Origin of the sequence: Paenibacillus agaridevorans (assembly GCF_003112455.1) — a bacterium.
GTDB classification, from domain to species: Bacteria; Bacillota; Bacilli; order Paenibacillales; family Paenibacillaceae; genus Pristimantibacillus; species Pristimantibacillus agaridevorans.
Genome location: NZ_BDQX01000231.1, coordinates 1 through 19,354, shown reverse-complemented (window position 1 = coordinate 19,354; position 19,354 = coordinate 1). Strand labels below are relative to the sequence as shown.

Annotated in this window: 27 protein-coding genes and 1 pseudogene; 6 read left to right on the top strand and 22 right to left on the bottom strand. The window is 51.0% G+C overall.

Features of this window, described 5'->3' with window-relative positions; all coding sequences use genetic code 11:
• The 22 genes and pseudogenes from PAT3040_RS37265 to PAT3040_RS20535 all read right to left on the bottom strand — a co-directional run.
• A pseudogene (locus PAT3040_RS37265) lies at positions 1–513 on the bottom strand (DNA cytosine methyltransferase); the annotation flags it as partial.
• A complete protein-coding gene (locus PAT3040_RS20645) occupies positions 513–1,616 on the bottom strand; it encodes a hypothetical protein (RefSeq protein WP_108994219.1) in 1,104 nt (367 codons plus the stop codon). The pseudogene PAT3040_RS37265 and the gene PAT3040_RS20645, both read right to left, overlap by 1 nt.
• 13 nt (positions 1,617–1,629) lie before the next feature.
• Positions 1,630–1,851, bottom strand: coding sequence for a hypothetical protein (locus tag PAT3040_RS20640; protein ID WP_108994218.1), 222 nt, complete (start codon positions 1,849–1,851; stop codon positions 1,630–1,632).
• On the bottom strand, positions 1,848–2,852 hold the full coding sequence (locus PAT3040_RS20635; protein WP_108994263.1) for a mucin-associated surface protein: 1,005 nt from the start codon (positions 2,850–2,852) through the stop codon (positions 1,848–1,850). The genes PAT3040_RS20640 and PAT3040_RS20635 overlap by 4 nt, the downstream gene beginning before the upstream one ends.
• A gap of 6 nt (positions 2,853–2,858) precedes the next feature.
• Positions 2,859–3,383, bottom strand: coding sequence for a RuvC family protein (locus PAT3040_RS20630; protein ID WP_108994217.1), 525 nt, complete (start codon positions 3,381–3,383; stop codon positions 2,859–2,861).
• Entirely contained in the window at positions 3,380–4,819 is a 1,440-nt protein-coding gene (gene dnaB / locus PAT3040_RS20625; RefSeq protein WP_108994216.1) for a replicative DNA helicase, read from the bottom strand. The genes PAT3040_RS20630 and dnaB overlap by 4 nt, the downstream gene beginning before the upstream one ends.
• Positions 4,812–5,156: a replicative helicase loader/inhibitor gene (locus tag PAT3040_RS20620; protein ID WP_108994215.1), complete on the bottom strand. Its 345-nt coding sequence runs from the start codon at positions 5,154–5,156 to the stop codon at positions 4,812–4,814. The genes dnaB and PAT3040_RS20620 overlap by 8 nt, the downstream gene beginning before the upstream one ends.
• Entirely contained in the window at positions 5,134–6,030 is an 897-nt protein-coding gene (locus PAT3040_RS20615; RefSeq protein ID WP_108994214.1) for a winged helix-turn-helix domain-containing protein, read from the bottom strand. The genes PAT3040_RS20620 and PAT3040_RS20615 overlap by 23 nt, the downstream gene beginning before the upstream one ends.
• Before the next feature lie 11 nt (positions 6,031–6,041).
• The gene (locus PAT3040_RS40070) at positions 6,042–6,194 is read right to left on the bottom strand and encodes a DUF6906 family protein (protein WP_373863961.1); all 153 of its coding nucleotides are present in this window, start codon (positions 6,192–6,194) and stop codon (positions 6,042–6,044) included.
• The gene (locus PAT3040_RS20610) at positions 6,191–6,451 is read right to left on the bottom strand and encodes a hypothetical protein (RefSeq protein ID WP_108994213.1); all 261 of its coding nucleotides are present in this window, start codon (positions 6,449–6,451) and stop codon (positions 6,191–6,193) included. The genes PAT3040_RS40070 and PAT3040_RS20610 overlap by 4 nt, the downstream gene beginning before the upstream one ends.
• Before the next feature lie 431 nt (positions 6,452–6,882).
• A complete protein-coding gene (locus PAT3040_RS20595; protein ID WP_108994212.1) occupies positions 6,883–9,417 on the bottom strand; it encodes an AAA family ATPase in 2,535 nt (844 codons plus the stop codon).
• A 190-nt stretch (positions 9,418–9,607) separates the two neighbouring features.
• Entirely contained in the window at positions 9,608–10,771 is a 1,164-nt protein-coding gene (locus PAT3040_RS20585) for a metallophosphoesterase family protein (protein WP_108994210.1), read from the bottom strand.
• Positions 10,768–11,772, bottom strand: a complete 1,005-nt coding sequence (locus PAT3040_RS20580; RefSeq protein WP_108994209.1) for a hypothetical protein — start codon at positions 11,770–11,772, stop codon at positions 10,768–10,770. Before PAT3040_RS20580 ends, PAT3040_RS20585 begins: the two co-directional genes overlap by 4 nt.
• Entirely contained in the window at positions 11,773–12,102 is a 330-nt protein-coding gene (locus PAT3040_RS20575; RefSeq protein WP_108994208.1) for a hypothetical protein, read from the bottom strand.
• Between the two features lie 312 nt (positions 12,103–12,414).
• Entirely contained in the window at positions 12,415–12,741 is a 327-nt protein-coding gene (locus PAT3040_RS20570; RefSeq protein WP_108994207.1) for a hypothetical protein, read from the bottom strand.
• Positions 12,738–12,953, bottom strand: a complete 216-nt coding sequence (locus PAT3040_RS20565; RefSeq protein WP_108994206.1) for a hypothetical protein — start codon at positions 12,951–12,953, stop codon at positions 12,738–12,740. Before PAT3040_RS20565 ends, PAT3040_RS20570 begins: the two co-directional genes overlap by 4 nt.
• Positions 12,954–13,167: 214 nt before the next feature.
• Positions 13,168–13,401 carry a hypothetical protein gene (locus tag PAT3040_RS20560; protein WP_108994205.1) on the bottom strand — a complete coding sequence of 78 codons (234 nt, stop codon included), beginning with the start codon at positions 13,399–13,401 and terminating at the stop codon, positions 13,168–13,170.
• 276 nt (positions 13,402–13,677) lie between these two features.
• Positions 13,678–13,926, bottom strand: a complete 249-nt coding sequence (locus PAT3040_RS20550; protein ID WP_108994203.1) for a helix-turn-helix domain-containing protein — start codon at positions 13,924–13,926, stop codon at positions 13,678–13,680.
• Positions 13,927–14,073: 147 nt separating this feature from the next.
• Positions 14,074–14,223, bottom strand: a complete 150-nt coding sequence (locus tag PAT3040_RS37260) for a hypothetical protein (RefSeq protein ID WP_181376753.1) — start codon at positions 14,221–14,223, stop codon at positions 14,074–14,076.
• A gap of 21 nt (positions 14,224–14,244) precedes the next feature.
• Complete coding sequence (locus PAT3040_RS20545; RefSeq protein ID WP_108994202.1) at positions 14,245–14,523, bottom strand: excisionase family DNA-binding protein; 279 nt, start codon at positions 14,521–14,523, stop codon at positions 14,245–14,247.
• Positions 14,524–14,692: 169 nt separating this feature from the next.
• Positions 14,693–14,890 carry a hypothetical protein gene (locus PAT3040_RS20540; RefSeq protein WP_108994201.1) on the bottom strand — a complete coding sequence of 66 codons (198 nt, stop codon included), beginning with the start codon at positions 14,888–14,890 and terminating at the stop codon, positions 14,693–14,695.
• A 14-nt stretch (positions 14,891–14,904) separates the two neighbouring features.
• Entirely contained in the window at positions 14,905–15,156 is a 252-nt protein-coding gene (locus PAT3040_RS20535) for a helix-turn-helix transcriptional regulator (RefSeq protein ID WP_108994200.1), read from the bottom strand.
• Between the two features lie 159 nt (positions 15,157–15,315).
• Here PAT3040_RS20535 and PAT3040_RS20530 point away from each other — a divergent pair, with 159 nt between their 5' ends.
• From PAT3040_RS20530 to PAT3040_RS20505, 6 genes are all read left to right on the top strand, one after another.
• Positions 15,316–15,708: a helix-turn-helix domain-containing protein gene (locus PAT3040_RS20530; protein WP_108994199.1), complete on the top strand. Its 393-nt coding sequence runs from the start codon at positions 15,316–15,318 to the stop codon at positions 15,706–15,708.
• Between the two features lie 36 nt (positions 15,709–15,744).
• On the top strand, positions 15,745–15,951 hold the full coding sequence (locus PAT3040_RS40065) for a hypothetical protein (protein WP_108994198.1): 207 nt from the start codon (positions 15,745–15,747) through the stop codon (positions 15,949–15,951).
• A 429-nt stretch (positions 15,952–16,380) separates the two neighbouring features.
• Positions 16,381–16,680 (top strand): hypothetical protein, encoded by a 300-nt coding sequence (locus PAT3040_RS20520; protein WP_108994197.1) that lies wholly within the window; start codon positions 16,381–16,383, stop codon positions 16,678–16,680.
• Between the two features lie 62 nt (positions 16,681–16,742).
• Positions 16,743–17,366 carry an ImmA/IrrE family metallo-endopeptidase gene (locus PAT3040_RS20515; RefSeq protein WP_108994196.1) on the top strand — a complete coding sequence of 208 codons (624 nt, stop codon included), beginning with the start codon at positions 16,743–16,745 and terminating at the stop codon, positions 17,364–17,366.
• Positions 17,363–17,728: a hypothetical protein gene (locus PAT3040_RS20510; protein ID WP_108994195.1), complete on the top strand. Its 366-nt coding sequence runs from the start codon at positions 17,363–17,365 to the stop codon at positions 17,726–17,728. Before PAT3040_RS20515 ends, PAT3040_RS20510 begins: the two co-directional genes overlap by 4 nt.
• Positions 17,729–17,742: 14 nt before the next feature.
• A complete protein-coding gene (locus tag PAT3040_RS20505) occupies positions 17,743–19,149 on the top strand; it encodes a tyrosine-type recombinase/integrase (protein WP_108994194.1) in 1,407 nt (468 codons plus the stop codon).
• The last annotated feature ends 205 nt before the right edge of the window (positions 19,150–19,354 follow it).

Genomic DNA, 19,354 nt, shown 5'->3' with positions numbered 1-19,354 from the left:
ACGGCTCGTAATGCGGGGTACATTTTCGAGTTGGATCACAGCCGGGATTGCCCCGCCGTATTCGTCGCATGCCTGCAGCGCCATATCCAAGCCGCTTACGGTCAGGTAGTTGAGCGCCTGATACTTGTCACTGGCCGACCTCTCTTGCGGCAAGAGGCCGCTCAGCCCCTTACATGGAGGCGAGAGGAATAGGAAGAACGGTACCTGCTTCTTAAACGCAAGCCATATGTCCCGGGGCGTTACCTCTTGCCATTCTGCCGGCGGCTCATGGCCGTGCCACGCTTCATACTGCCAGCGCCGGAACAGGTCCATCGTAACTGCAGTCCGTTCTCCGGTGATAAGGTCGTGGTTAAGATTGGCGATCGGATCGCTGTCGATCGAGCAAAGGAGCTTAAAGCGGTAAAGCTTTCCGCCGTACTCCAACTGTGACTGGAGGAGACCGGCAGACTCGCCGCCGATCCCCCCGAACAATACTGCTGCCGTCTTATACCGTACGTTGTCCTGCGCCAGCATCAGGACGCCTGCCTTGTGTCGATCACCAGCCCCGAATGCCGATCGTTGTAGAAAGCGAAGAACTCCCGGACGAAGCCGGACACGTCCCTGCCTGGATGCAGCTCAGCCAGATCCGCCGTGATGAAGTTGACAGTCCGCTGTAGCAGGTCGAACAACTCCGTCATGACGCGCTCGCGGTCAATCTCTGCAGCTTCAACGTCGCTGCTCAGGGCCTCGACAGCCTCATAGATGCGAGCCCGCTCGACATTGGCGATGGCTACCGATAGGATCGGAATGCGGAGAGCGATGAAGCCCGCATCCTCCCCAGCCGCTTGCTCAATGGTCTGCAGTAGAAGATTGCGCTCAGATTCGAGTTCTTGAATTCTGGCACCATTAATTCCGGTAAGCCGTTTTACTCGATCCACCTCATCACGCGTATGTTTCAGTTCCGTTTCGAGATCTTTAATGTACTCATCCTTACGCTCGGCTTCATTTTTCCATAGCGCCGTGGCTGCTTGAAGATTCGCCAGTTCCTGCTCGCGCTCCAGAATGTCCGTACCGGCTGGCTCTGCCTCCTGCTGCTCGTTGAAGGCAATGAGCCCCCGCGCCTCAGTCTTCTGTTCGATCTGTTCCGCAACACGCTTATCGACCTCCGACTCCGGCTTATTCGGTGAGAGGAGCTCCAACTCTCTTTCTTCCGCGTCAATCTCACGAATCCCCCACTCTTTCAGGAATTCGTACCCTTTCGGCCCCGCCAAACCCAGAGAACGAAGAATCGAACTTCTCTTTTCCCCGTTAAGCCGACGTTGCAAGTACTCTTCTTTCGTAACGGTGATCTCCACTTTTGCCTGTGCCATTCTAACCGCCCCCTCCTCGGTGATCCCCCAGTCCTTGAGCTGCTTCTTCAGCTCCGACAGATCATTATTAAAATGTTTGAGCACGATATCTGCCCGGCTGCGCCCCTCCCGCACAGCCTGGAGATACTCATCCTCTGTCATGGTCCGCTCCCACTTTTTTATCAGTGGGGCGGACCTATTTTGCAAACGCCTTTCGCGTTCAGTTCGCTGAGCTGGAGTTTCAAACCACGATTTGACAGGAACAAAACAGTTCTCCCGTTTGGTCATCCCCGCACCTCCATTAGTCGTAGCAGACGTATCCTGCTTTGGACGTCTCCAAGTGCTCCTCTTCGAACGGCATTACCGTCAGGGCCACGCCCTCAATTACTATATTTTGCTGAACCTTGACCGATTTGAGTTGCTCTATCAGCTTCGTAGGCACGACCGTGAGGCCGTGCTCCTGCAGTTTGCGTACATTCCGGCTGCCGATCGCTTGCTCGGCCCATTTTTGCAATTGGCTCATGCAGCTCCACCTCTCGAATCCGCCACACGCTTCTTGTACTTGGTCCAGGCTGCGGACAATACGGTTGACCGCGTACCAAGAGAATTGGCAATATCCATCCATGTCTCGCCCAACTTCTTCCGCTCGAGCAACGTTGGAAAATCGAATGGGATGTCTTCGAAGACCGGCTTCTCCGTCAGAATGATAGTTTCCACGTCCACCGGTTCGACTGGCGGGCTGTCTGCGGCCCTCCCTTCTTCCAGGATCGACTGTTCCCAATCCGAGAGATCATCCTCATTAGTGCCGGCTACTCGCTTCTCTCCGCCGTCCTCCATCTCGATGTCATCCTCGGAATCCACCGGCCGTTCCTGTTCCTGATCCCCCGAATCGGCGGATCCTTCTTCGGTAGGCTCATCGTCCACATCTGCATCGTCGTTCTCTTCCGGATCCGGCTGTTCCCCGTTCGCCTTGCGCCACTCGTCCCACTTGGCGGCCAGCGGGGCAACGCGGGATCTATATTCATCGATCAGATCAATAATTTTGCCGCTACTCATGCCCTCGTCTGAAGAGATTTTAAGGTAGGAATCCCCCTCCTGCAGACGGACCACCCAAGCGTAGAACGGCCATGGCAAATCATCGTAGGAAGGTGCCAACAGCGCCAGTATAAATTCATCCACTACTTCCCGGCCAATCTCCTCCGGAACGTCCGCGATTGGATCCGGCTTCTTAGCGACGCCAAGGTCCATTTCCATTTGTTCGCCTTGCGGCTGCACCTCAGAAACGACGCCCTGATCGTCGACCCGGTACGACCGGAGCGGCTTCTCCGTTCTGGCGTTGATCTGGACGTTGTACCTAACAATCTCCGAATCGATGGCGATGGCCACCCGGCCATCCAGCATCTCCGACAGCATATCAATCTTGCCGTGCAGCGCCCCGTCCGAAACCTCCAGGACGATTTCCTTCACGCCTTTCGGCTTGAGATTGATCTTTTTGAGCAATGCCTTAAATTCTGTGTGCGACATATCCAATCACGCTCCCTTTTTCTTTTTTGACTGTTTCACCGGTGGATTTTTGATTATCTGAATGACTTCCGCTTGCGCCTTTATCAACGGTACCGGTTCATGAAGCGCCCTCGCCACCTGTGCCAGAACATAAGCGTCACGGACGTTATCACTAGCGTGTTCAAAGCCCCAACGCTTGAAAATCTCGACGGCCAACTCGTCCTTTTTCGCATTCCCCTTACAGCCCGTAAATTTTTTCAACGCTGCCGGAGCCACTTCGTAGTATTTAATGCCTCGATGGTACATGTCCATCCGGATGCCCCAACCGATGCCCCCAAGCAAAAAACCGGTTTGACTGGCGAAACCAAAACCCTCTATCGCAACTATATCCCCGTTGTGAAGGTATCCCATCACTGTTCCGATCAGGCTGTACATACGAGCAGGATCCTTGCCTTCCTTCTCGATTTCTCGAGCCTCCCACAGATCGCCGTGTTCATCGAGCACGACGATACCCGTTTTCGTTGATGGGTCAATCCCTACATATCGACTCATGCTCCCTTCTGCCCTCCCCCGTACATATCCGGAATACGCTTGCCCTTCGGCTCCTCCGGTAGATCCGGTGTGGTGCTGTAGGTCCGCTCCAAGTTGACGAATTTGTTGTAATTCTTCAGGAAGACCAGCTCCACCGTACCGACCGGGCCATTCCGCTGCTTCGAGATGATGATCTCGATGATGTTTTTCTTGTCGGATTCCTTGTCGTAGTAATCGTCGCGGTATAGAAACGCAACAATGTCGGCATCCTGCTCGATCGCCCCCGACTCCCGAAGATCTGACATCATCGGTCGTTTGTCCTGGCGTTGTTCGACTCCGCGGCTCAGCTGCGACAGCGCAATGACCGGCACCTCCAGCTCCCGGGCAATCTGTTTGAGCGTCCTGCTGATCTGCGAGACCTCTTCTTGACGATTCGCCCCGCGTCGGCCGCTGCCCTGGATGAGTTGCAGGTAGTCGATCAGGATCATGCCGAGCCCGCGCTCCTTCTTCAGTCGCCGGCACTTTGCTCGGATCTCATTCACGGTGATTCCAGGCGTATCGTCGATGTGAATGTCGGCGTCTGCCAGCGCGCTAATGGCCATCGTCATGCGATCCCAATCGTCATTTTCAAAACGGCCTGTCCGCATCCGGCTGCCATCAATCTGCCCCTCAGCACAGATCATCCGTTGCACGAGCTGCGCCGCAGACATCTCCAGAGAGAAGATCGCGACCGTTTCCTTAGCTCGTACGCCGACGTTCTGGGCGATGTTCAGTGCAAACGCCGTCTTTCCGACCGATGGCCGTGCGGCGACGATGATGAGGTCGTTACGCTGAAAGCCGGCTGTCATCCTGTCGAGATCGTCAAAGCCGGACGGGATGCCGGTTACGCCCCGGTTAACATCCTTCGCGTTAAAGCGCTCCTCCGCTTCCTCCCAGACTTGCATCAGCACTTGCTTCATGCCGACGAATTCCCGCACCGGGACCGTCTGGTCAGAAAGCTTGGACACCGCTGTCTCCGCCATTGCGATAAAGCCTTTAACGTCCTGCTCCTCGCCGGCATTGCGCAGCAAGTTGAGCGCGACATCTACTGCCTGGCGCCGAAGGAACATCTCCTGCACCCGTCCTGCGTAATGGGCAACGTTAGCCGTTGTGGGCACCGACTCGGCCATTCGGGCTAGATAGCTGACGCCACCGATCTTGTCGAGCTCCTCGCTGTCCTGCAGACGAGCGGTTACAGTGACGAGATCCAGCGGTTGCTCCTCGGACCGCAACTGCCTCATTGCCCGGAAGATACGAGCATGTCCTCCGTCGGAAAACTCCCCGCCCTGCAGAATATCATCAACTACGTCGAATGCAGCTTGATCCAGAAGTATGACACCAAGAACAGCATGCTCAGCCTGAATGTCGAATGGCCGTTCAATTCCCAGTGTCTCCAGCATGCTTTCACGGTCAAGCATCGGCTCCCCCCCTCAGCAGTCGGCGGCCATGCTCCCAGTAATCCGGCGGCGGCGGTGATCCAGTAGCTCCCCATGTTTCCAGATTGGCGAAATGGGCCTCGGCAGCATCTTTGCTACGTTGGGCGTCCATCTGGTCTCCGAGCCGCCCACGGATGTCGGCAATCGTTGGCGGGAACCGCTCAGACAAGATGTGCCTCTCTACATGCTCACGAGCAGTCTCAAACGGGAAGTCATGCAGGTACTTTGCATGATGATCAACGCTTTGCGGGCTGGAATCAAAACTAGGATAAGTGCGTTTGATAATGCCAAAAAGGTCAATGACCTGAAGCTTGTTCACGCTTTAGCTCCTCCTCCCGAAGTCGTTCGAGCTCGTCCAGCTCGCGTTGTTGCTTGCTTTTATATCCAGCAGGCTGGTAGCCGGAACCAAGGGCGACTGCTACGTGCGGCACCGCGGCAGTTATGGCTTTCGACTTCTCCCATGCGTCGTAAATGCGAGGGACGCAGAAACTAAAACTGCGAATCTCATCTCGGGAATGGCGCGGCCTGTACTCATCGAAGGCACGATCGATACAGGTCTTAATCAATGGGGACGGCACCCCCGCTGCCACCAGCTGCTGAATTTCCTGAAAGTCGGAAGGACTTACGGCCAAGCCCTTCCCTCTGCGTTGAACAAAATGGCTCTCGATTTCGTTGATGAGTCGAATTTGTTCTTGCTCATCTACTACAACTACTACAAGATCTTTTGTAATATCTTTTAGATCGGACACTTTTGTCTGATCACTCGGTGTCTGATCGGACATATTTGTCTGATCATCGACCAAAAAATCAATGTGATCGGACATTTCTGTCTGATCACTTTTATCTGATCGGACATTTTTGTCCGGTGTATGGTTCGGGTATTTCTTCGAATTTTTGACTGACAAGATGAGCCCGCGGGGCGCCCTGGTCACCCTTATGTATTGGTGCTCTTCCAGAGAGTTGAGCCAGCGACTCACCGTTTTATCACTGACGCCGAACTTCTCGGCTAACTCGGGCAGTTGTAATGGCTTATTCCCGAGTACGATGCCCCAGACGGTCCCTTCCTTCTCTCGCTCCGCTGTCGTTGCACTGACGCACCAGAGGAAAAGCCATATCGCGCTGCCTATTCGTTTGTAGTGTTCTGGCTCCAGCAGTCCGGAGTACATCGGAAAAGGATAGCTATCTTGAGGCATCCGCTCATCCCCTATATTGCAATGATCTTGGCCGTGCCTGTATAACGGTGGACTAAGTGCAGTTGTGTCGGGAGGCTCTTAGCAACAAGCCAGCTTTCAACGTTTAGGTCCGCTGCCTTGATCTGAGACAACTGGCGCCGTGTCGGGCGCTTTCCGTTCTTCATTTGCGCCCGACGCTGAACATCCGCACATCCAGAATGCCGGCATGACCATGTTGCATCAGCATTCCCGCCGTTACGCCTTTGCCCATTTCTTCAATGGTGGTCGTCAACAACTTAGGCATATCCGCTGGTTCCGAAAGTTGGGCGACTTGCCCACCGATAATGCGTGCCACAGCTTGCAGATGCTCTTGCACTGCATCTCCACCTTCAGCAATGGCTTCATCCATCCATCTGTTCATAACAGTCATCTTTTCTTTCATATCGAACGCTCCCTAATGATTTTCTCTTGCCATTCTCGCGGCCATGACGGCCCCTTACACTTACTTGCCAGAATCTCGAAATGACGTCGGCCATTGCAATAAGAGACAAACCTGCGGCTCCGCTCCTCATAGTAGAATCCATTTAATACGGACTCTCTCAGAACGATGAGACCTGATGAAGCCGGAATAGGCTCATCCAGGACGAATAAATCTAGCTGCTCAACAGTTATAGAGTCCGCCCCCTATCGTCTCTGATCCATATAATGCGACGCGCGTAATTGGTTTTAACAACCGTCCATCCCGGATAACCACGCTCGAAATACTCACGTACTTCGCGCTTAAACTCTTTAGGATCAGCGTGATAGAGTGCCCATATTCGTTCACCAACTCCTGACTGACACAACGGAACGCCAAATTCGTCATACATGGGCTCACGCGACAAGGACCTCAACTCCACCATCCGCATTATCAAAGCGGATGATCTGATCGAAAGCGGCCTGCGCATCCTCTATGTGAGTAATGACAAGGACTTTCTTAAACCGATTCGCCACCGATTTAATAGATTCGAGGACGAGTGCTCGGTGCTCTGCGTCCTGGCTGCCAAGCCCCTCGTCGATCGTAAGCCATTCGACCTTGCTTCCGGCGCGCTGCGCAAGCAACTCAGCAAGCGCGAACCGAATTGCATAATCGATGCGGAGCTGTTCGCCGCCACTAAACGTCTCGTATGGGCGCTCCGCCGTCCAATCGCCTATTATAATGTCGAGCGTCTCAGCCAATCCTGGTCGAGACTTGAGCTCCTTTTGCGTATCCAACTTGATATAATGCTTACCCTTACTCATCTGTCCCAGGATTTCATCTGCGGTCCGTTCAAGTTGGGGTACTGCGTTTTCGATGATCAACGCCGGTATGCCATCCTTGCCGTATGCTTTAATCAACCGCTGGTACCGGGTCCAACGCTGCACCTTCGGCTCCAACTCTAACGACAACCGATCGCGCTCCTGCTGATCGACGTCGAGTGCAGCAAGTATCGCCTTCATGCCGCCGATTCGTTCGGCCAGCGCGGCGAGCTGCCGGCGACGCTGCTGCAGCAAGCTGTTGGATTGAGCCAGTGACTGCTGCAGTTGGTCATAATCAAGCGTATCGAGCAAAAGCCCGCTGCGCTCCTCAGACAAATCATCACGACGCGCTTGCTTGCTGTCGATATCTAAATCGATAGCGCTTAGCCGTTCCAGAGCATTAGTCGCCATTTCGCGAGCAGCCGAAATCTGATCCTTAAGTCGCGCCCAGCGCTCAAGGTCAATGGCCTTAGCCGATAACTCAGGCAACGGCGCCAACAAGGTCTCAAGGTCAATGGCTTGCTGCTGTAGGTTATCCCACCGTTGCCTTGCCGACTCCATCCGCTCCGACTTCTCTGCTTTCTGCTGTTCCAACTGCTGCAGGAGCTCATCTTTACCGGCAAGTTGGGCGTATTTACTTGGCGCTTCACGCCGCTTTTCCACTCGTACTTTGCAAGAGACATGAGCAGCATGATCATAGCCCAGGGCAACTCTATCCGCCTCCTGCATCGCAATTCTTGCCGTCAAACCAACAAGACCACTCCAGTCAAGCACCTCCAGTTGCTGCCGCAATTCCGGCAGTTCTGCGACCGCCGCAGCTGCCGCCTGCTGAAATTTGCAGGTCGGCAGGCAACCGTTGTCGTGGATATGTGCCTCTTGCTGCTCAAGCGCGGTAATCTTATCGGTTAATCGCTGTTCTTCGAGCTTGAGACGAGATTCTTCTCGATGGTGATCAGCCTTCAGATCATTGATTTCAGTCGAAAGGATGTTCCATTTGTCGGCCTGTTCTTCAAACGACCGCAGCCGCTGTGCCTCCGTCTCGAATACTTCTGCCTTCTCCCGTAGCGCATCCCGCCCGGAGAGCTGTTGCTGCACTACGGTTATGCGTTCTCCCATCCGGTTCAAATCATCCTGCAATTGATAAAAATCCAGTTGTGTTGCAGCGAGATCGCGCTGCAGTCGGTCAAGTTCCGGCTTCCGAGCTTCAAGCGCCACAAGTTGCTTCTTAATCTGTTCTAGTTCGGTGGCCTTGCTCAAGATGGCTGCCTCATTGGCCAGTATCTTATCCGCGCGCTCGAGGCGTTCGGATTGAACAGTGCGCTCGTCCTTCAAAGTCGTGATCTCATCACCGATTGAAGCTATCTCCCTCTCTATCTGCTGGATACGAGCACGTTTACCATCAAGTACAGCAATCTGTGCATCTGCCACTTTAATGACCGTTTCGTCCTCCACAATCATGGCCAGAGTAACAGTATGCTGATCCTCAGCAATCCGCAGATCTTCCACTTTCACCGGGCGGCCGGCGAGCCTCTCGTCCAGAGCAAGAAGTTTGTCCTTCGACTTCTCGATCTCTAAGTTCAGCATCGCTGCTCGCTGCCTGGCACGCTCCTGCAACGCCGCATATAGATTGAGCCCAAGAATCTGCGAAAGGATATCCTTACGCTTACCCGCAGTCGCCCCAGTGAAGGCGTTAGCCTGCCCTTGCAGGATCATGCTCGATGCAGTAAACGTCTCATCGTCCAGATTGAGCAACGATCGAATGACCGCTTCCGTATCGGTGATCTTCTCGGCGCTACGGCTCTCCCACTGACCGTTGACGCGCTGCTGCAACTCGAGCGTCGACTTGCCCTTGCCCTTGGTGCTGCGGGTCCGAATTGCCCGGTAAACATCCCCCTGGTGCTCGAACCAAAATTCCACTGACATCTCCGTTACGCCGCGGCGGACCAAATCATCCAGACTGACGCCTGAGATTACATCTCCGAAAAGTGCATAGCGCGGGGCTAATGTGAAGGCAGATGACTTCCCAGCCCCGTTGCGCCCAGCGATCGCCGCCAAGGAGACAGCCGACAAATCAATGTCGGCATGCTCGATGGCGCGAAAATTATGGACGATAAGACGAATTGGAATCATGACTCACCCTACCCTTCATGCGCCATTTGATCATGCCCATGGCACGGCTTATCGGCGCAGTACTGATTTGTTTTGCTGTTGACAATTGCTTTCCGCGTCATCGGGTGTCGGTCCCGGAAAATAATCTTCCCAGACTTCATTTCATTTGCTGGGCGTTCTGTGCGGCAGTATGCACACCGATTCAACTCGCTCATAAGCTTTCCTCCATCAGCTCAGTCGTCATTGCTTGAAGCTCAGAAATCTCCGCCGAGTCGTACCCTTGATTCGCAGCCCATGCGGCCAGCGCCGTCAGTGGACCAAGATCCTCGGTCACTTCGGCATCGCGGATGCGCTCCGTACGTTCGACCTCAGCGCGGATTTCAGCCACGAAGAATGCGCCGGCATCGTACAGGGCTCTCTCGAGCGATCTCCGATCGAATCGCTTCTGTAGCTCCTCGCTGCATGAATAGCGGACTCGGACGATTGCTTCTTTTATAGAAGCAAACTCATCAACCTGGCCGTCAAGCCAGGCCGCGATGTCCATGTCGCACCAGTCAATCGTCTTGAAGCGGCGTGCTGGCGTCTCAATGAATTTGGAGTAAAAGCCGTCATCCTCACTAAACTCATGAATGTAAAATCCTGGTGTTGTCCGTTCATCACCGAAGTTGTGTCTCTCCGGAGCGCCACTGTAAAACACATTGCTGCCTGCTTTTTGCGGACGGTGAATGTGGCCGAGGCAGACTAGGTCGAACATGCTGGCCGCCTCGTCCGTCAGGATTGGTTCGTTCTGTAGAAGCGCATCTTCGAAACCTGTATCCGCCAAATCGAATGTTAGATGAGACATGAGGATGCGAGGCCCCTCCCCACAATGGCCAGCGAAGCATTCGCAATCGTCTGAAATGCGTTCCGTCATCAACCGATGAAACTCATGCGGTGGGAGTCCGGCGAACTCTGGTTCCGTCGCAAAGCTGGAGCGATTCATTCCCGGTAGGCAACAGATTGTTATGTCTCCGAAGGCTGTAGAATCTGGCTCAGTGAATACCTGAACGCTAGGGATCTGCATCTCTCTAATGAGATGATAGGCGCTAATCGCATCATGGCTCGGAGTACCGCTGATCACGACGACCTCGATACCGGCTGCGGAAAGCTTGCGGAGCCAGGCGACGAACGCCTGAATCTCCGCCGTTGCCCGATCGATGAAGACGCGGGCATCCTTAAATGCGTCGCCTGCGAACAACACCAACTCGCATTCCTCTTCAATAATCCGATCGGCTACCCAATCCATCGAGCGGGTGATGTCCTCAAACCGCGCGGCCGGCGTGGGGCCGGGGTACCCGAAGCCCCAATGACTATCTGCAACATGAGCTATTTTCATCGCAAGTCCTCCGGAAGATCATCGAAATTGATATCGCCGCCTTGAACGCTGCCGGCTTCGAGGTAGTCGCCGACAGTTTTCCAGTCAGCTTCCGTCGTAATATCAGAGATGACCTTCTTGACAGGCCGCTGTAGAGCTTCACTAGCGGCATCGGCCAAACCATTCCAATCCAAGCTTTGCTGTTTCATAATGCTGAGAACACGGTTCTTTTGAGTAGTTCCACCACTTGCAGGACGATTTCCCCCCTGCTGCTGGCCGCCGCTTTGATAGCGACCGCTATTAGCATTGGCGGTGCGCCCGCGTGCCTTCTTCCGATCCTCTTCTGGCACGTCTGCAAATTCGTCCATTTCTGACTCTTCCTGTGTAAAGATGCCACTAGAACGGGTGCATTGTAGCGTCAAACCAACGTATGCGCGCTTATAGGCCATCTTCAGGACTGTGTTCCATTGGCTAAAGAGGTCTTCGTTAGGAATACGGTACTGCTTATACGTATTTCCAGTCCTTTGACCGTCCCTCCACTCGTCTTTCAGTTCATATAACAAATCTTCTTTACTCAGGAAGGCAGGAATTTTATTTTCGCTTGCCCAGCGATAACGGTACTTTGATTCATATGTGTTGCATTCCCCCACACCTTCACCGACAACAACTCCACTGGAGCGATGAACAAGTTGCAGAGTGAACTCGACGCGATAGTATCCTGTATCGAAATCCCGTTCTTCCGTTTTGCTTTTGACGTGAGCAGCAAACCCATACAATTCGCATAGTTTCTCTGCTCCTGGTTTATACAATGTGGGCTTCTGGGTTCCGGGAACGGTACCGAAGTCTTCGTCCTTGACCATAATTTCCCTGAAGAAGACTTGTAGAAAATCATATTTTTGCTTCATATCCGTCAACCTTTTCCGGAAATCGGCTACGCTGCCAAACTCGAGATCGACCAGAGCCCCTCCCCCGGTGTTTCCACCGGAGGATTGAGGCAATACCTGAAGCGGTGCCTCGGACAATTACGCCGCCCCCTTCAGCAGGTCGACCACGGCCATCAACGCTTTGAATTCGTCACGAAGTCGACCAAGGCTGGTAACGGCATTTTTGAGATGAAGCTCAGCTTCCTCCAAATCGCCGCGCTCGTCCTGCGTATGCTGCCTCATTTGAGCCGCTCGAATCTCTGCATTCTTCCCGTCAATTGCGGTTCCGAACAGCAGCATGTCTTCTTTCGCTTGTAAGGTACCCTTTGCTCCCAGCACCTGCAGGTTAGCTTCGAGTACGGATCCTTCGGCTACATCGATTTCTGCAGGCAATGCCAGCAACCTTTCAACGATCTGTTGTTTATTCATAAGCTCCTCCTTGTTGCTCCCATTCCCATATGCTAAAATGGGAGCAATCCTTAGTTTGTGAGCCCGCCTGCCAGCGGGCTTTTATTCGTTCTCGCAGTCATCGCACGTCCGGGGATGCCCCGGTTCCTCACCGTCATCAATGTACGAACCGCATCCTTTGCAAAGGATGCCTTCCAGAATCATGTCTGCGATATCGCCCATGGAACTCCTCCTTCCATATGTATTGATGCATCTATCGCATCTCAGGACACCGAACAGGGGGTTGATTTCGATGCCCGGAGATGGCCCCGAATCGCGTTCGGGGCACTATTCCTAATAATCCTTTGATTTATCAAGCGCCCGATCAATACGTTCACGTAATTTTGCGCGATCGTCTTCTTCCGTCCATGGCAAATGCGACTCCCTATCAAATAAAAGCTTATCTATGATTTTGGTTTCCCCGATAAATGCGGTCATCTGGACTTTCACACCAAACGGCCAGAGATCCACCAATTCAATGCAGTAAACGATTTGCCCCTGACGAATAGCGAACTCAATATTCTCAGTAACCTCCCCCACGCCGCTACTCGTGCCAATCAGGGACTTGAAGATCCGAGAAGCTTCTGCTTTCGTCAGCTTCTTAATGGTTTTGCTTTTCATGCCCCCGCCTCCAGCGGTGGATAATGCTCGTCCAGCACCATATTCAGCGTTTCATATGCTTCCCACATTGCTGCAGGATAGCGACTCTTCCATTTCGCAAATTTTTCAAGATTCACACCGCCGCCCTCTGTGCAGCATTCAAAAAAAGCAGAAATCCCTTCAGCAATCGTTGAGAGTTCCCCCGGCTTGTCCGGGTTAGGAACATAAGGCATATTGGGTCCTCCTCAGCTTATTTTTTGGTTGCCACCTGCGACTACTTGACCAACTGCTCTATACAGGCGCCGGAGTTGCTTGTCCGAAATAGACTCGGGGTTCCGGCAATGTCGACCTGTCTGCAGTGTCGCAGCGACTGCCGCCTCAATCGATAAGTCCCTGCATCGAATGCGGGCCACTGCCATACAAATGACAGCCTGTTCTGCTGCCGAATTAGTCCAACGGAACCGCATTGACACTCTCCTCCGTCGGCAGCCCGTAGCGCGCCGCCATGATTTGATAGGATAACGAGTGAAATGATAGCTTTCCTTCAGCGACACGCCGTGCCAGCAGCCGATACATTCCGGCGACCTGGGGCGTCTGCATCCGATCGGCCTTCTCCTGCAGGGCGTTTATAATCATCTGGGCTTCTTGCCCATCCAACTCAATTGAAAATTTACCGTCCATACGTATCCATCCCCTTGCGCTATTATCGTTCAGCGGTTAAAATGGACGACAAGAGACTCTTAAGACGTGTTCTCAGCTTCAATGCTCGCCCTGGCCGGCGGGCATTTTTCATTTCAATAGAAGCAAACCGCTTCATACTATGCAGGTAAGCCTGCATCTCCAATTTCTTCGTCGGATCGAACCGGTCCGGGTGCTTGTCCATCCACTGAAGGTTATGATCAGCATTCTGAGCTGCCTGCCTTGCCTCTTCAATCAACTTCTCTCGCGACAAATCTCTCAACCTCCCATTAATGGCAGTAAGTTTTGTAAAATAGTAAGCCCGTCCATTCCGCATACAAATGCCACCACGACTTCTCTCGCTCCGGTGATCTCAGCCCATTGCGACAAGGTTTTTACATCGAGCTCCTGCTGATCGTTCTCAAGTTTGCTTACAGCGCTTCGTGACCGATGCAGCCGCAAAGCAAGTTCCTCCTGGCTCATTCCTATGCGATCTCGACAAGCTTTTAAGATCGCTCCGTATTTCAAGCGTTTACCTCCTCTCTGATCGGAATTCGAACAGACAGGGCGCGAAATGCAGTTGTACAATAATGGTGTCGGTTAATTCCTCGTTAGACCGCCTCGCAGCATCCCCCGCTGCACACCCCTCACCGGAGCCCGCCCCCGGGCTCCCCCTCAAATCCTCACCAGCAAATACGAAAATTTCAGGTTGCCTCTCGTGACAGAATAGAGAATCCAACCATCCTCCAACATCTCGTTTACTTCTTTCACATCAGTCGTTTCATGTAATTTGGTAATCTCGTTCGGATAGATCGCCGCGTCCAATGCCTACATCTCCTCTCAGCTTCAGCCAACAATCCGAATGCTCTCACGCTCGCTTGCCGCCATATATTCATCCAAGGTTTGTGGGCGAAGTAGAATTCGACCAGCCACGCGCACATGCGGAAGTTCCTTTTCTCGAATTAGCTTTCGTAGGGTGTCTTTATGTACTCCCATGTAAACAGCAGCGTCATCAATGTTCATAGTCGCAGGCCTAATTTTTTGTGTTTCCTCAATCATTTGCGGCAACACCGACTTCGAAAACTCGTAGAAGGCCGCAACTAAATCTTCCTTTTGAAGTGGCATCCCCTTGCCTCCTTACTTCTTAATGATTTAATGATAGATTCATTTTGATCCAGCGCTTCTGCGCCGGCGGCTACCTCTCAAATATGGAGTCCACTGGCTAGAGAAAGAGAACACACACTATACCAACTGGACTACGTACGCATTTATTAGAGAGGTAAAGATTATCGAATTAATCCGATTTTTCTCCAAATCGTCGAAGCTTAAATTCGTACTCCAAATTCGTTTTCAATTGTTCCAAGTCGTCAAATTGCACCTTGGCGGCTTGGAAACTGTAAAGCATATCGACCTGCTGCTTTACTCTGGCCCATTCTTGAGCTCTCAAACCATTTAAGGCAGATACAATTGCTTTGATACGCTCCGAATCCATCGCCCCTACCTCCCTCATCCTGTGTCCTTGATTTGTGAATCGATTACCAATTCGGCAACTTCATCATCAAAAAAAAGCTCTTCAATAGTCGTCCCAAGAACAACAGCAACTTTTGCTAATGTTTCAGCAGGAAAGCGACCTCTACCAATTTCCAAATAATAATAGCCATTTGGACTTTCATAGCCAACTTCTTTCGCCATTTCATCAAGAGAAACTCCCTGCTCTTTGCGTAGCGACTTGATTTTGACAAGATCCACTCTTTTCATGTTCAACACCTCCTAATTACCGTTTCGGTAACCATAATCAAAGTATATATTACCATTTTGGTTATGTCAACGGCAATATTACCGATTTGGCAATTTTGTTTATTTACCATTTTGGTAATGATAGAATGGATTCAAACTATAGATTAGAGGAGATAGCTAATGGCTGATCTCGGCGATCGAATTAAAAAGCAACGTGAAAAAATGCGATTAACTCAAAAAGATCTAAGCAATAAAACTGGACTGACTATTGTCCAAGTTTCTCGCTATGAAAACAATGAACGGAAGCCAGATCCAGAGGCACTAAGCACACTTGTTGATGCGCTTGAGACGAACGCTGATTATCTTCTAGGTCGCACCAACGATCCGAGTCCTACAAATGCAAAATTGACGGCTGCAGGAAGTCCTGAAAATGGGCCTTACATGGCTTACTTTGGCGGCCCACCTAAAGAATTGGATGAGGAAGAGGCTGCTCATTTAGAGCAGGAGTTGGAAATGTTTCGTGCGTTTCGGGAGAAGCGGTTACGTGAAAAAGGACAGCAGAAGGATAAATAGCAAGTTCCCAGCCGATGGGGTATAGCGGAGGTAATAATGTATATTTTTATTTTTTTCTGTGTGATTTTTGCTGGTTCATTTATTCTGTTTGCATTCTATAAAGCTGGCCGAGGATTCGCGTCACCAACCATTGAATGTCCAGTTTGCAGCCGCAACGTTAAGTTATATGGAAATGCGACTAGGTGCTACAAATGTAAATCGAAATTAATTAAACACGCTAACGGCAATTACATAAAGGGCTAACACGGAGCAAGTACCTCAGCCGATGGGGAATTATATGGTGATGAAATGTCCGAACTCAAAATCAGTGAGAAGAAAACCGCACTTACACCACAATCAGAACCAATTCCTTATACAAACGGTATTTCAGTTCTTATGAGCATCTCCGGTTGGACGATTTTAATCGTAGGCATCATTATTGGACTATACCAATCCAAGGAACTATCGGGTGAAGTACAATTTCTGGTTGTTCTTTCATATTCCTTCCCTGCACTCTCTACTGGATTAATACTCGTTGGTATCAGTGAAGTAGTTAGGTTGTTACACAGGCATCTCGCTGTCAAAACGGGGTACTCAGATCAGTAAGCATACAGCAAGAATATAAGCCATTGATGCTGATGGCTTTTCTTTATTATCATCATTACGAACGTACATTCTAATAAGAGGTGATTTATGCGATATCGTATTCAAGTCGAACGCGGACCCATGACCAAGATCGTCATTTTCCGTTTAGACGAAAACAGCTTACCTGACAACGATAAGACCTTCTTCACCGAGGCTAAGATGGGCCTGCTGGGCCAAGAAGATCCCGCCGCCCTCTTGTCGGTCGATGATCTGTATATTGAAGACAAACGAGTAGCCGTCAATCTCACTAAATACCAGGCACGCACTGGCCGCCCTGCTCCACCCTCTTATCAAATCCCAGCCGACGAGTTTCGGGCGTTCCTGAAGCGACAAAATGAAGCGGAATAATCGCTTCATATATATTTTTAACATAAATTCGAACATATGTTCTAATTCGGAGGGGAAACAGATTGATTTTTGACATGACATTGTACAAACCGACCGAGCTGGAGATGTGGATCTGCCAGAAATACCTCGACAATGGAATCATGACGCCTGCTGATATGGATATAGACCAGATTGGAGAAATCTTCGAAACGTTCATTACTTACAAAGACGGAGGTAAGACGAAGGTGCTATATGATGATACTCCTGGTGCTATGGTCTTCCTTAATATCCACGATAGCGAATCGATCCAGCGATTAAAATTTTTCCACGAGCTGGGGCATCCAGCTATGCATTCCGGCAGTCAGAACAGAATGCCGCGCTTATTCGTCGATCTACAGGAAGCTCAGGCTGGAGCATTTCAACTGTACGCGGCCATCCCATATTATATGTTGGCAGAAATTACGCCTTGTCATACGTACGCAGGATACTATAACCTGCTGGCAGACGTGTTCCGGCTCCCCCTCCCCTTTGTGCGGAAACGCATCGACCAAGTCAAAAGACGAATGCTGCAGGGCCATAATGACCGTAATATGCACGCACAGTTCGCTGGAGTCTCATACCGATACGGCTATTCGGACGAGACACTGCGCTTGCTTGGGAAGCTTCATCAGCAGCTCAGCAAACAAAAGGAGGCATTAGGCCAATGAAGATGTCCGTATATTACGATCGCGATTTTGAAACCGGCCAGTTGTTGCCGGTATGGCTGCTACTCGAAAATTATACATTTGATTGGGATAAGCCCCTCTTTATCCCGATCGAGTCGCCGTTTGAGCGCTTCACGGTCGACCAGTTCGATCCGGACACACTCGCCTTGAGCGTGCCTGATAATGTCTATAAACGAAACAATTATGCGCCGAAAGAGATCGGCCTCAACATGCCGGCGTTACGCCTCCATGCTGAAAAATTTATAGGGTTGCATTACGATGCTTCCGAGATCCGTAAGCTACTTTTGAGGATTGGCGACATTGAGGATTGCTTGCAATATAACCTACGAGAGATTATTACATAGTGAGGTGAGTCAAAATGGCCTTCATCCAGCAACGCGGCAAATATTCATGGCGCTTGGTCATACCTTTAGGTTACGATGCCAATGGAAAAAAACGGACTCCAGCAAGAAAGCCATGTCCAATCACCGACTCTACACTTATGCAGTCCATAGATAAATTGGACGATTTCGACCCCGCGATTCTGAAAACAACCAAATCCCTGAATGATTTCTTAAAAACCTGTACCGATGCAGCTCTCTTACGCCACGCGAAAAAATTACAAAAATTTTTTGAAGAGCAATTATTCAAGTTCAAATCAGATATTGAAGGCGGCGATACGTATAAAAAGCAGCATCGGACCTCGTTCAAAACGTTCGGGGATTTTTGGAAGGAAAATCATCTCCCGACTCTCGAATACACGACTCGCCAGAGCTATAAATACCATTATGAAACGCGAATTCTTCCCTATTTTGAATCGATGTACCTTGATGAAGTCACGACAACGCATATTGTAAAATTTATGACTGAACTTCGTAATCCTGAAACAAAGATAGGCAAGCGGCGAAACGGCAAGCCTGGCCCGTTAAAATCTGCAACGCTCGTATTTGTATATCGCGTATTGAGGAGCATTTTTTCGAAAGCCCTGCAATGGAAAAAACTTGACGATAACCCGATGGAAGGCATAGACAAGCCTGCGGAGGATGATGTCAAGAAACCGGACGCTTACAACGTAGAGGAGCTGATGCAACTCTATGAAGCACTAGAACATGATGTGAATTTCGATCCAAGGTACAAGGTGCCTCGCTACCGCATAGAACGAATGATCTTGCAGGTGCTGGTCACACTGGACACGACGACCGGCATGCGCCGTGCGGAACTACTCGGTCAAAAGCGAAGCAGCCTGAAATTCCATTACGAACCCGAAAGCGATATCTGGGGTTGTACGGGCACAGTCCTGGAAACGATCCCCGCTTTCGAAAACGGTGTACCCGTCATTAAGCTTCCAAAAAACAACGAACCGCGATCGATGGCTTACTCGCCTTCGATCGCATATATGCTGATGGAATATTGCAAGGAGCTGGAGATGCATCTAAAAATCGCACAAGGGCGCGAAAACGTGATCAGTATTGATCAAGAAGATTATTACTTATTTCCGAACCTAGTAACCGGGAAGCCGTTACACCCTTCTACAATACGAAAAAAATGGGTTGAATTTCATAAACGAAATCCTCATTTGAGGTACATCCCTTTCCATGGAATCCGGCATACTGCAACGAGCATCATGATCGCGAAGAATGTGCACAACCAGGCGATAGCAAAAAGGCTCGGGTGGAAGAACGCTAAGATGGTGGACCGCTACAGCAAAATATTCGCGTCTGTGGATGAGGCATCGGCTGCCGTATTTGAGGACATACTACCTGCAAAATTGAAGCGAAGAGAGTAGCTGTGATTCGAAATTTTGGGGATCGATTTGGGTTCTATTGGGGTTCTATTTTCTTCATCTGACCTCATTTTCCTTCATCCTCAGGCATATCAATGAGCATTTTCTGCCCAAAGAACCAACATATTCTGTTGCATTCACACTCAATCAATAGGGGCGTTTCTCCTCTCCCATGAAAAGGGCGTCCCGAAAGGGGCGCCCGATTTTT

Coding starts and splice junctions, on each gene's coding strand:
- PAT3040_RS20645 (WP_108994219.1), bottom strand. CDS start 1,616: ATGACCAAACGGGAGAACTGTTTTGTTCCTGTCAAATCGTGGTTTGAA.
- PAT3040_RS20640 (WP_108994218.1), bottom strand. CDS start 1,851: ATGAGCCAATTGCAAAAATGGGCCGAGCAAGCGATCGGCAGCCGGAAT.
- PAT3040_RS20635 (WP_108994263.1), bottom strand. CDS start 2,852: ATGTCGCACACAGAATTTAAGGCATTGCTCAAAAAGATCAATCTCAAG.
- PAT3040_RS20630 (WP_108994217.1), bottom strand. CDS start 3,383: ATGAGTCGATATGTAGGGATTGACCCATCAACGAAAACGGGTATCGTC.
- dnaB (WP_108994216.1), bottom strand. CDS start 4,819: ATGCTTGACCGTGAAAGCATGCTGGAGACACTGGGAATTGAACGGCCA.
- PAT3040_RS20615 (WP_108994214.1), bottom strand. CDS start 6,030: ATGCCTCAAGATAGCTATCCTTTTCCGATGTACTCCGGACTGCTGGAG.
- PAT3040_RS40070 (WP_373863961.1), bottom strand. CDS start 6,194: ATGAAGAACGGAAAGCGCCCGACACGGCGCCAGTTGTCTCAGATCAAG.
- PAT3040_RS20610 (WP_108994213.1), bottom strand. CDS start 6,451: ATGAAAGAAAAGATGACTGTTATGAACAGATGGATGGATGAAGCCATT.
- PAT3040_RS20595 (WP_108994212.1), bottom strand. CDS start 9,417: ATGATTCCAATTCGTCTTATCGTCCATAATTTTCGCGCCATCGAGCAT.
- PAT3040_RS20585 (WP_108994210.1), bottom strand. CDS start 10,771: ATGAAAATAGCTCATGTTGCAGATAGTCATTGGGGCTTCGGGTACCCC.
- PAT3040_RS20575 (WP_108994208.1), bottom strand. CDS start 12,102: ATGAATAAACAACAGATCGTTGAAAGGTTGCTGGCATTGCCTGCAGAA.
- PAT3040_RS20570 (WP_108994207.1), bottom strand. CDS start 12,741: ATGAAAAGCAAAACCATTAAGAAGCTGACGAAAGCAGAAGCTTCTCGG.
- PAT3040_RS20565 (WP_108994206.1), bottom strand. CDS start 12,953: ATGCCTTATGTTCCTAACCCGGACAAGCCGGGGGAACTCTCAACGATT.
- PAT3040_RS20560 (WP_108994205.1), bottom strand. CDS start 13,401: ATGGACGGTAAATTTTCAATTGAGTTGGATGGGCAAGAAGCCCAGATG.
- PAT3040_RS20545 (WP_108994202.1), bottom strand. CDS start 14,523: ATGCCACTTCAAAAGGAAGATTTAGTTGCGGCCTTCTACGAGTTTTCG.
- PAT3040_RS20540 (WP_108994201.1), bottom strand. CDS start 14,890: ATGGATTCGGAGCGTATCAAAGCAATTGTATCTGCCTTAAATGGTTTG.
- PAT3040_RS20535 (WP_108994200.1), bottom strand. CDS start 15,156: ATGAAAAGAGTGGATCTTGTCAAAATCAAGTCGCTACGCAAAGAGCAG.
- PAT3040_RS20530 (WP_108994199.1), top strand. CDS start 15,316: ATGGCTGATCTCGGCGATCGAATTAAAAAGCAACGTGAAAAAATGCGA.
- PAT3040_RS40065 (WP_108994198.1), top strand. CDS start 15,745: ATGTATATTTTTATTTTTTTCTGTGTGATTTTTGCTGGTTCATTTATT.
- PAT3040_RS20520 (WP_108994197.1), top strand. CDS start 16,381: ATGCGATATCGTATTCAAGTCGAACGCGGACCCATGACCAAGATCGTC.
- PAT3040_RS20510 (WP_108994195.1), top strand. CDS start 17,363: ATGAAGATGTCCGTATATTACGATCGCGATTTTGAAACCGGCCAGTTG.
- PAT3040_RS20505 (WP_108994194.1), top strand. CDS start 17,743: ATGGCCTTCATCCAGCAACGCGGCAAATATTCATGGCGCTTGGTCATA.